Consider the following 9,897-nt stretch of genomic DNA (forward strand, 5'->3'; position numbering starts at 1 on the left):
ACATCTCGCAGGATCAGCCGACCACGCGTCGGTACAGCGCGGAGGAGAAGGCCGCAGCCGTGCGGATGGTGCGCACCCTGCGCGCCGAGTTGGGGACCACCCAGGGCACCGTGAAACGGGTCGCCGAGCAACTGGGATATGGCACCGAGTCGGTGCGGACCTGGGTCAAACAAGCCGACGTCGATGATGGCCACGCCCCGGGCGTCACCACCGATGAGGCCGCAAGGATGCTGGCCTTGGAACAGGAGAATCGTGAGCTACGTCGTGCCAACGAGATCTTGAAGCGGGCCGCCAGTTTCTTCGGGGCGGAGCTCGACCGCCAACACAAGAGGTAGTCGCGTTCATCGACGCCAACCGCGACGACCTCTTCGATGGTCGCAAGCTCGGGGTCGAGCCCATCTGCACTGTCCTGCGCCAAGCAGGAGTGCAGGTGGCTCCGAGCACGTACTTCGCAGTGAAGTCCCGTCCGCCTTCGGAGCGAGCGCAACGGGATGTGGTGATGGCTCCGGTGGGTAGTTCTCCTCCCACAGCCGCCGTTATAGGCAGGAAATGGACTCACTGGCCGTTACGGGCTCGCCGATCTGCTCCCTCAGTTATCTTCAGCGCCGCCGGCTGCTTTCGCCGTTCTTGTCCAGATGCTCGAACTTCGCGAGTTTTTCAGGATGGGTCACGATGTCGAGGATGTGAAGCCATGCCACATCCGCGAAGTCTCCGGGTATGTTGCCATCGTGGGCGGCGAGCAATGCGCGGTCGCGCGGGCTGGGCTTGTCGAAGCCGTGGAGGCTATTCCTAACGAGTTGAAGCCACTCAGTAACTGCGGTCTTGCGCTCATACTCGATCAGGACTCCCTGTTTGTCCGGTAGGGGGACCTTGCCCTGTTCCTCCTCAGCGGGGGCGAAGAATCCATCCTCCAGCAAGGCAATCGCACGCACTCCCCTCTCGGCACGCCAGAGGAACACGCCGTGGAGTTCCGCCGGGACATCCGTCCTGAGCGTTCGAACGAGGCCTTCCAGGGAAGTGCGGCCCACGACCTTTTTCCAGTCGTAGCCCGGAAAGATTCCTTCGAGTCTTTTGAGGAGCGTGAAAGCCAGGGTGATCCGGGCGTGATCATCCTGGGTCTGCGTCAGTATCGACTGGCAATCTCGGAATATCTGCTCGACAGCCAGTAGCCGCTCGGCGGCCTGCGCGGTATCGAACATGCCGTCCGAAACATAGTTCGCCGGCTCAGTGACGATGGAGAAGAGAGTGTCCAGTTGACCTACCCACCACTGTGCGGCGCGAACATAGACGGTCCGATCCGCAGGGTAGCTCGGGGTCTCCTCCGCGACGTTACGGCCGGGGGCGAGCAAGTGGAGCTCGTCGCGGGAGATGCGCTCCTGTCCTGCCCTGGCGCGGCCGAAAAGCAGGAGGACGACGCCTCCAGGACGGCCTACCGGGTAGGCCCAGATCGCGGGACTGAGGCATGCGCACATGCACGTCAGATAGGCGTTGAGACCCATGGAGGTATCCGGGAAGAGGCCTTTCGACGATCGGGTAACCATGCCCTCTGCCTTAAAGGTTGCGGCACTGACGTTGTTCTTCGTCGCCAAGAGCATCCGTGCCGCCGTGTATCTATACCCCAGATGGTCAGAGACTTCCACGAGGTAAAGGGATGCCTCGTCATCCACCGGGAGCACGGATTCCGTGAATATTCGCTGAGTGATTGACGCGGCTTCCTGTGCTGTCGGTATCGCCGGAATCAGAAGGTTCAAGCCCACCAGTGTCATGGCAATTCCCTCGGAAGAATCTTCCATCAGTTGGCGCTGCGCGCTACGGGCCACGTCCCAGAGATGCTTACCGCCGACCCCGTCGTGTCTCTTCAGTCTGTTCAAAGGGCTGTATGCCCCCGTGGTTTCGGCGTTGGCGCGGTCGGCCATCTTCGTGAAGGTCAGGAGGCTTCCTTTGACTCCGTGCCTCACGTCTCGGTTTCTGACAGACCAGACGCCGGGTTCATCGGTGGCCGTCATGGACCACCCGCACATGCGCCCCATTTGTTCCGGTTGACCTCCTGTGATCCAGTCCGGCAGTTTGACCCGGACGGCCTTGGCTTTGGGGCGCGACCGTTTATTTGCCATGGTTCCCGGCCTGCTCCCGGGCGTCGAGGTCGCCGATTCGCCGGTAGAGGGTGGCCCGGGACATCCCCAGGTCGCGGGCGACCTGGGCGGCGGGCCGGCCGGTCTCGACCAGGTGGGCGGCGCTGCGGATCTGGGAGTCGGTGAAGGTCCGGGGGCGCCCGCCGAGGTCCTGGCCGGCGGCCCGGCGCTTGGCGACGGAGTCGATGATGCGTTCGCGTTTGATCTCTAGCTCCATCTGGGCCAGCGCCGCCATCACCGTGAAGACCATGGACCCCATCGGGGTGTGCGTGTCGACGTCTCCCCCGCCGAGGTTGAGCACCCGTAGCCCGGCACCCCGGTCCCGGAGGGCCTCGGCGAAGGAGAGCATGTTCTGCGTGGAGCGGCCCAACCGGTCCAGGGTGGTGATCACCAGGGTATCCCCGGCCTCGAGGGCGGCGACCGCCTTGTCGAACTTCGGCCGGGAGGCTCGGGCCCCGGACACCCCGTGGTCCACATACAGGTCGTCGCGCCGGACCCCGGTCGCCACGAGGTCCTCGACTTGCCGGTCGGCGTCCTGCCGGCGGGTCGAGACCCGCGCGTACCCGATCAACTTCCCCATGGCCACCCCGAGTGTCTCGAAACCAATGCCGTTGCCATGATTTTAGACCCGAGGTTTCGCCACATAGTTACGAGAATTATTTCGTCCGGTCGCGCCCCGAAATTCCGGGAGTGCTGATCGAGGAGCGAGAGGGGTCACCGAGACGTCTTATAACCCATGGGCTGCGATGCACCGCCACAAGCCGATCCGGCCAACAGGTGTAGTGGGTTCACTTCCGTGGCGGCATTTGGGAACAGTCTTGTCGGTGGCGTTGACCCCAACGGGCAGCTTTTGCTCAACCACTTCCAACGGTGGCGACGAGGACCCCGCTATGAGTCCTCTCGTCACACGGCCTCGCGCGAAAGGTCGGGACGCGCTGGCGCGGTTTCACGACCGTGGCGGCGATGGTGGGTGGCGCTCCACTGATCCTCCACTGGTCCCGGGTGCCAAGCCGCGTCGCTCTCCTGGTGGCCAGCCCGCAGGCCGCGACCGCAGCGACCGCAGACGCTCCCGAGGCCACGCTGGGCACCCCGCAGGCCCAGGCTCACGCCCACAACGACCACGAGCACGAGCGCCCGCTGCTGGACACCCTGGAGCACGGTTTCTCCTCCGTGGAGGCGGACGTCTGGGTCGTGAACGGCGAGCTGCTCGTGGCCCACGACTCCCGGGAACTCGATGACGCCCCGCCGCTGGAGGAGGCTTACCTCGAGCCGCTGTCCAAGCTGGTCTCGCCCAATGGCAAGCAGCTTTACCCCGGCTACGACGGAGACTTCCAGCTCCTGATCGACATCAAGAGCGAGGGCCCGGCCACCTGGGCCGCGATCGAGGACGAGCTCGCCGAGCACTCGCAGTTCGTCACCCGCTACAAGAACGGGCAGGTCAAGGACCGGGCGGTCGAGGCCGTCATCAGTGGCAACCGCCCGCTGGCGGACATGCAGGCCGCCGACACCCGGTACTCCACCTACGACGGCCGGTCCGCGGACCTCGGCTCCGGCATGGATGCGGAGTTCATGCCGCTGGCCAGCGAGAACTGGGCCAAGTTGTTCACGTGGCAGGGCGTGGGCGAGATGCCGGCCGCGGAGCGTGAGCGCCTGCACGAGTACGTGGAGCAGGCCCACGCGGACGGCTACCGGGTCCGGTTCTGGGCCACGAATGACATCGCCGGACAGGCCCGTGAGAACCTCTGGGCGGAGCTCGAGGCCGCCGGCGTGGACCACATCAACACCGACGACCTGGCCGGCATCCAGGAGTTCCCCGGCCGCTGACGGGGATGAACCGACGCCACCCCGTCTCGTAAATCCGCGGTTCCGTGGGGATGGTCCACGTCATTCACCTACCTGGGACCGAGGTGCGTGAATGTTGGGGACAGAAGCATCGACCTGGCGGCGATGCGAACGGCCGGGCCGGGACCACCGCGGCGTAGGCCGCGGACAAGGTGCGCGCGAGACTGGACGATGCCGAGACCGTCTCCACCGTCCCGGTGATCGAAGACGGCCGGCGCGTGGCCGGCGTCGTGAGCCTGCGCCACCTGCTCCAGGAGGGCCAGGCCCGTTCCGGACCCGAGCGGCTCGACATGGACGGCATCAAACGCGTGACGGGACCCGTCAGCACGGCAATGGTGAAGTTCTTGGCCATACGTGTCGATAACCACTGCAGGCGGACCTTCAATCCCCGCTCCGCCTACTTCGCACCGTCACCCGCACATGGAGGCTCCCATGCTCGAAAGCAACCACATTCCTCCAATGCCGGAGAAGCCACCGACCTTAGCGAGACAGCGGCCAGTCGTGACCCTGCGCCGCTGGACGGCCATCGCCGTGGCGGCAGGTCTTCTCGTCGTGGGTGGAGTGGCCGGTGCCGCCCTCAACGCCATTCCCTGGTCCCAGAGCTACCAATCTCTTGATGAGGCCTATCAGGACCGGATGCAGCGGATCGCTGACCTGGAATCTGTGGTCACGCTCTCAGACAGCACCATCGAAGCCTTGGAGCAGCAGGTGCAAGAGCTGGAGAACGCTCCCGAACTACTGGCCGCGCAAAAGGAGGAGCGCGAAGCAGAGGAGGCAGCCATCAAGAAGGAGGCGGAGGACAAGGCCGCAGCCGAGAAGGCTGAGGCCGAGAAGAAGGCGGCGGACGAGAAGGCCGCGGCAGAGAAAAAGGCCAAGGAGGACGCCGCCGCCAAAGCCGAGGCCGAGCGCACCTTCGGCGGCAATGGCACCTACATGGTCGGCGAGGAGGTCAAGCCCGGTCGCTACCGGTCGGACGGCGGGGACCTCTGTTATTGGGCACGCCTCTCCGGCACCTCCGGGGAGTTCGGTGACATCATCACGAACCATGTCACCGAAGGTGCCACCACCGTGACGATCGCCCCGTCCGATGTCGCCTTCGAAACCTCAGGCTGCGCCCTCTGGGAACGGCAAGGCTGACGGCCAAGGTCCCGCAAGCTGAAGCGCTGCTCGCCGGACCAGTTCGGGTTGGTGAGCGTAGCCAGCCGCAGCAGCTCGGTCTCCCCCCGGTCTGAGGTCGCGCATGGTCCAGTCGCCGGGCATGGCGCTAGTATCTCAAGGTCCGTGACGTCCTGTTGAGGGGCAGCAGGAGGAATGATGACAGATTGACCGATTTGTGAGCATTGGCGACTGACATGATCACGAAACGCCCGTAGTGTGAGCATGTGGATCTGACACTTTTCGGCAAGCAGGCAACCGGCGATCTCGTCACCGTTCGCGGTTCCGACCCTGCGCTGGGTTCATGGGAGCACAAGGCCTTCCTCCCCCATGGGCTCCCGGACTCCATGCCCCAGTTGTCCATGGACACCGTTTTGTCCTTAGGCAACGCCCGCTCTGCACTGGCCGCCTTGGACAACACGGCACGGCACCTGCCCAACCCACAACTACTCCGCCAGCCGACACTGCGCCAGGAGGCCCAGAGCACCTCGGCCTTGGAGGGCACCTACGCGCCGCTGTCCGACGTCGTGACCGCCGACGTCGAGCATGCAGCCACCCCCGAAATACGGGAGATCCTCAACTACGTGCGCATGGCCAATCACGGTTACGCAGCACAGGCCGCGGGACGTTCCCTGTCCACGACGTTGCTCAACGAGCTGCAGGGCATCCTGATGTCGGGCACGCCTCTCGAAGCGGAATCCGGTCGGTTGCGGCGCAGCCAGGTCATCATCGGCAGGCAGGAAGGGGCAACGCCCGGTGCGCCTCCCATCGAGGCTGCCCGGTTCGTGCCCGTTCCCCCGGGCGACCAGCTGGCCGCCGGCGTCGACGAGCTGATGAAGTGGAAGGCCTCCGACCACATCGGCAGGATCGATCCCCTCATCAAGGCCGGCATGGCCCACTACCAATTCGAGACCCTCCATCCGTACCGGGACGGCAATGGGCGCTTGGGGCGGTATCTCATCGTCATGGACCTACAGGCCTTGGGACTGCTCAGCGAGCCGACCCTGATGGTCTCCCCCTGGTTCGAAGCCCGCCGAACGGACTACTACGACCAGCTGCTCCGCGTCAGCACCGACGGCGACTGGGATTCCTTCCTGCGGTTCTTCGCCCAGGGACTGGATCAGGCGGCGGTCTCGACCCACCGGCAGATGCTGCGTCTCGGCACTGTCCAAGCCGAGCTGAAGGACACCGTCCGGTCCTCCACCATCCGATCGGAAAGCGCCCACGCCATGGTCGACCTGGCCACCGCGCAACCTACCTTCACGGCGGCGATCGCAGCTCGCGAGCTGGGGCTGTCCACGGGTGGAGCGCGCAAGATTATCGACCAACTCGTGGATGTGGGGGTCCTGCAGGTTCTCGACCCGGACAGCACCTACCGTCGCCGCTACCTTGCCCCCCGCATCGTGGAAGTCCTCCTCGAACGCGACGGATGATCGCGTCCGTGACGATCTGATGGAGGATGCTCACACAACAGCCATTCCGTGAGCGTCCGTCCCCGTCTCGAAGCATCGCCGGGCAGTGGGTCCTATTGATCCGCATCGGACAGCATCTGGCGGGCTTCGGTGAGTGCCCACTCCGCATCCTCGTGGTCCGTCCGCGAGCATTAGGAGATTGTTGATGCGCTGCTCGCGGCTGAGTCCCCTGCCGTGTCCTTATCCTGTCTGACCCTTTCCGTACTGTCCGAATCATGATCGACCTCCCCACCTCGCGGGGCTTTCCCATCGGTCATCGTTCCGGTACCACCGGATCGCCGGCTCTGGGGTGACCGCCTCAGTGCAGTTCACCGTCTATCGCTTCCCACGCGATCCTCATGAAGGACACACCATGACCAAGAATCCGTCATCGCCCACCCCGTACCAGCAGGACCAGCTCTTCAGCGGCGCACAGGACGCCACCGCGAAGGGCGAAGCAAAATCTGCCCGCCCCTGGTTCAAGAAGAAGCGCATCATCATCCCGGCCGGGGTCCTGGCCCTGGTCGTCGTCGCCGGCCTGGCGGGCGGCGGCGGGGAAGACACGGCTCCGGTGACCGCTACCTCCAGCCGGTCTGCATCTGCCTCCGCTTCCGAAGAGGTCCAGCTCGCCGAAGCCACCCCCTCAGCGGACGATGCGGCCTCGCAGGAAGCCGAGGAGTCAGCCCGAGCGGAGGCAGAGGCTTCCGAGAAGGCCGAAGCGGAGGCACAGGCGGCCGCGGAAGCTGAAGCGGCTCAAAAGGCTGAAGAAGAGGCGAAGGCAGAGGAGGAGGCCCGCGCAGCCGAGGAAGCCGCTGCCGAAGCTGAGCGTGGCACGCTGAGCCAGCAGAACGCGCTACGGTCGGCCGAGGACTACCTCGGATATACAGCCTTCTCCCGGACTGGCCTCATCGGTCAGCTGGAGTTCGAAGACTATTCGACCGCTGACGCGACGTGGGCCGTGGACCGAGTGGAGGTGGACTGGAACGAGCAGGCTGCCAAGTCCGCGGTGGACTACCTCGACTACACCTCATTCTCACGGCAGGGCCTGATCGACCAACTGGTCTTCGAGGGCTTCACCGCGGAGCAGGCTCAGTATGGAGTGAGCCAGACGGGGCTGTGAGCACTACCGTGCGACCACCCTGCCGGGCCCGCTGACCGCGGGACCGGCAGGGCCGGCGTCGTTCCCGTCCATCACCGCCGCGGCCGCGGCGCCCACACACACTCCCCGACACCCAGCCATCGCTTCAGAGAACGGACGTGCTTCCACCATGGCAGGAGACAACGTCGGCAGCTGGTTCGCCGTCGCGGGGTTCTTGAACCTCGTAGTCCGGTACCTGCGTGGGATCAGTGATCAGACGTACACGGAGCGCTCGAGACCAGTTGACCGGTGACGAAGAACGGCAGATACTGCCGAGCCGCCACCAGTTGGCGCACAATGGTGCCTACCGCGTTGCCGACCCTCGGCCGACACCAGGAGCCACCATGTCCTTCCAGGCCTACCTCGACACCATCGAGGAGAAGACCGGACTCACCCCGCGACAACTGCTCGAGATCGCGCAGAGTCGCGGCTATGACGACGCTTCGGTCAAGGCGGGTGAGATCCTCGACTGGCTCAAGGCCGACTACGGGCTCGGCCGCGGCCATGGGATGGCTCTGGTCCACGTGATCAAGAAGGGCCCGCAGATCGACTCAAAGCACGTCGGAGCCACGGGCTCTCACCGGGACGAGTCGGACGTGCTTTGGCTGGATGGCAAGGCCACTAAACCCGCCTAGGTGAAAGGTCCGGCGGGCACCGGGCCACCATCGGTTCGTGACGACCGTAGACACGAAATCAATCTCCAGGGACTGTCAGCCTTGCTAGCCTGACCCTACGCACGCCCCGCACGACCAACGCCCGAAGGCAGGCCACCGTGACAGACACGAATCCCGACGACGCACGCAGCGACCGCCAGAAGGCGGCCGACGCCATGAATGAGGACTCGGGCTACAGCATTGACGGCGACACCCCGCCTGCCGAGGGACTCGGCGTCGGACCCACCAACAACGAGCTCGACGTCGACCGGCCCGGCGTGGGTGCCAAGAACAAGACCTGGCTCGTGGTCGTCCTCGCGCTGGTCTTCGTCTTCGTCGTCCTGGCGATCATCGGCCGCATCGCGGGCATGTTCTAACGGAACACCCGGAACATCTCCGGCACCGCTGCGGCCCCCGTGGCCAACCCTGCGGCAAACTCGCCGATAAGCGGCGCGAACTTCGCACCATGGCCGGAGCACGCCGAGACCAGCGTGAGCCCCTCGTGGCTGTCCAGGATGAAGTCCTCGCTCGGCGTACTGGTGAACAGGCACGTGGACTCCGCGTACGGCTCCGGCTCCACCCCCGGCAGGTAACGGGACACGTAGTCCACCACCCGCTGCCGATTGACCGGGTCCATGAGTCCATCCTGGTGCGCGGCGGAACGAATCACCGGCCCGCCGTTGAACTGCGAGACCTTTTGACCTCGGAACCCGGCATCCCGGCCGCCGGGCAGCGCGTAGACGTCCATCTCCTCGAACAGGTGGATGACCGTGGGCCAGTCCGCCGCCGGAGCGATCTCCTCGCGGTAGGGGAAGTGGTAGACCTGCTCCTGCCGAACCGTGAGGTCTGCCCGCTGCGGGCGCATCGAGGCGGGAACAGGCAGATCGGCCAGCAGGTCCGGGAGCCATCCGCCGGCGCAGACGATCACCCCCGCAGCGTGCAGAGCTTCCCCGGTCGTCGACGTCACCACAAAGCCACGCCCGGAACGCTCGATCCGGGCCGCTTCCCAGCCCTGCCGCAGCTCGGCGCCCTCGGTGAGCGCCAGGCGCAGCATGGTCGTCACGGCGAGCTCCGAGTCGAGCACACCGGCATCCGGATGCCACAGGGCGGCGGTCTCGAAGGTCAGCATGGGCCACCGATCTGTCGCCTCGGCCTGGTTGAGCAGTTCGTGGTCGACGCCGGCTTCCTCCAGCACCGCGGCGAGCCGGCCCGGAACGCGGTGGGCGCCGTGGTCCACGGCGCCGCAGTCGTCGATCAACCGGGACCCTCCGGCCGCCTCCACCTCGGACCACCCGCCGCGGGCCTGCTGAACCAGGCGCACATACTCCGGATTCTCATAGGCGTAGCGGAAGATCCGGGCGGAGCCGTGCGAACTGCCCCGATCGTGCGCCGGCGTCACACTTTCCAGCACGGTGACCTCATGGCCCGCGCCCGCGAGCTGCCAGGCGGTGGCGGCACCCATGAGTCCCGCACCGATCACGATGTACCTCGAAGAGTCCATGAGGGTCATTTTCGCAGTAGACGTG

9 protein-coding genes and 1 pseudogene are annotated in these 9,897 nt (G+C 65.6%); 7 read left to right on the forward strand and 3 right to left on the reverse strand.

From position 1 onward, the window contains the following. Positions 1-2 precede the first annotated feature (2 nt). Positions 3-511 (forward strand): annotated as a pseudogene (locus tag RUH65_RS14185) (transposase); the annotation flags it as partial. Positions 512-599: 88 nt separating this feature from the next. On the opposite strand, the gene RUH65_RS14190 reads toward RUH65_RS14185, so the two are convergent. Both RUH65_RS14190 and RUH65_RS14195 read right to left on the reverse strand, forming a co-directional pair. Further along, positions 600-2,006 carry a hypothetical protein gene (locus tag RUH65_RS14190; RefSeq protein WP_313818242.1) on the reverse strand — a complete coding sequence of 469 codons (1,407 nt, stop codon included), beginning with the start codon at positions 2,004-2,006 and terminating at the stop codon, positions 600-602. A gap of 97 nt (positions 2,007-2,103) precedes the next feature. Then, positions 2,104-2,712: a recombinase family protein gene (locus tag RUH65_RS14195; RefSeq protein WP_313818243.1), complete on the reverse strand. Its 609-nt coding sequence runs from the start codon at positions 2,710-2,712 to the stop codon at positions 2,104-2,106. Between the two features lie 422 nt (positions 2,713-3,134). On the opposite strand from RUH65_RS14195, the gene RUH65_RS14200 reads away from it, so the two are divergent. The 6 genes from RUH65_RS14200 (at position 3,135) to RUH65_RS14225 (ending at position 8,748) form a co-directional block, all read left to right on the forward strand. Next, the gene (locus tag RUH65_RS14200; protein ID WP_313818244.1) at positions 3,135-3,956 is read left to right on the forward strand and encodes a phosphatidylinositol-specific phospholipase C/glycerophosphodiester phosphodiesterase family protein; all 822 of its coding nucleotides are present in this window, start codon (positions 3,135-3,137) and stop codon (positions 3,954-3,956) included. A 519-nt stretch (positions 3,957-4,475) separates the two neighbouring features. Next, a complete protein-coding gene (locus RUH65_RS14205; protein WP_313818245.1) occupies positions 4,476-5,111 on the forward strand; it encodes a hypothetical protein in 636 nt (211 codons plus the stop codon). A 245-nt stretch (positions 5,112-5,356) separates the two neighbouring features. After that, positions 5,357-6,562 (forward strand): Fic/DOC family N-terminal domain-containing protein, encoded by a 1,206-nt coding sequence (locus tag RUH65_RS14210; RefSeq protein WP_313818246.1) that lies wholly within the window; start codon positions 5,357-5,359, stop codon positions 6,560-6,562. Positions 6,563-6,953: 391 nt separating this feature from the next. After that, positions 6,954-7,700 (forward strand): Ltp family lipoprotein, encoded by a 747-nt coding sequence (locus tag RUH65_RS14215; protein WP_313818247.1) that lies wholly within the window; start codon positions 6,954-6,956, stop codon positions 7,698-7,700. 362 nt (positions 7,701-8,062) lie between these two features. Beyond that, the gene (locus RUH65_RS14220) at positions 8,063-8,353 is read left to right on the forward strand and encodes a DUF4287 domain-containing protein (protein WP_313818248.1); all 291 of its coding nucleotides are present in this window, start codon (positions 8,063-8,065) and stop codon (positions 8,351-8,353) included. 137 nt (positions 8,354-8,490) lie between these two features. Further along, a complete protein-coding gene (locus tag RUH65_RS14225) occupies positions 8,491-8,748 on the forward strand; it encodes a hypothetical protein (protein WP_313818249.1) in 258 nt (85 codons plus the stop codon). On the opposite strand, the gene RUH65_RS14230 is transcribed toward RUH65_RS14225, so the two are convergent. Then, on the reverse strand, positions 8,745-9,881 hold the full coding sequence (locus tag RUH65_RS14230; RefSeq protein WP_313818250.1) for an FAD-dependent oxidoreductase: 1,137 nt from the start codon (positions 9,879-9,881) through the stop codon (positions 8,745-8,747). The two genes, RUH65_RS14225 and RUH65_RS14230, sit on opposite strands and share 4 nt — an antisense overlap. Between the last annotated feature and the right edge of the window lie 16 nt (positions 9,882-9,897).

The organism is Citricoccus sp., assembly GCF_032154715.1.
Lineage (GTDB): Bacteria > Actinomycetota > Actinomycetes > Actinomycetales > Micrococcaceae > Citricoccus.

What these genes read in the sequence shown, in the direction of transcription:
- RUH65_RS14215 (WP_313818247.1), top strand. Translation starts at nt 6,954, where the DNA reads ATGACCAAGAATCCGTCATCGCCCACCCCGTACCAGCAGGACCAGCTC.
- RUH65_RS14220 (WP_313818248.1), top strand. Translation starts at nt 8,063, where the DNA reads ATGTCCTTCCAGGCCTACCTCGACACCATCGAGGAGAAGACCGGACTC.
- RUH65_RS14230 (WP_313818250.1), bottom strand. Translation starts at nt 9,881, where the DNA reads ATGACCCTCATGGACTCTTCGAGGTACATCGTGATCGGTGCGGGACTC.
- RUH65_RS14195 (WP_313818243.1), bottom strand. Translation starts at nt 2,712, where the DNA reads ATGGGGAAGTTGATCGGGTACGCGCGGGTCTCGACCCGCCGGCAGGAC.
- RUH65_RS14190 (WP_313818242.1), bottom strand. Translation starts at nt 2,006, where the DNA reads ATGACGGCCACCGATGAACCCGGCGTCTGGTCTGTCAGAAACCGAGAC.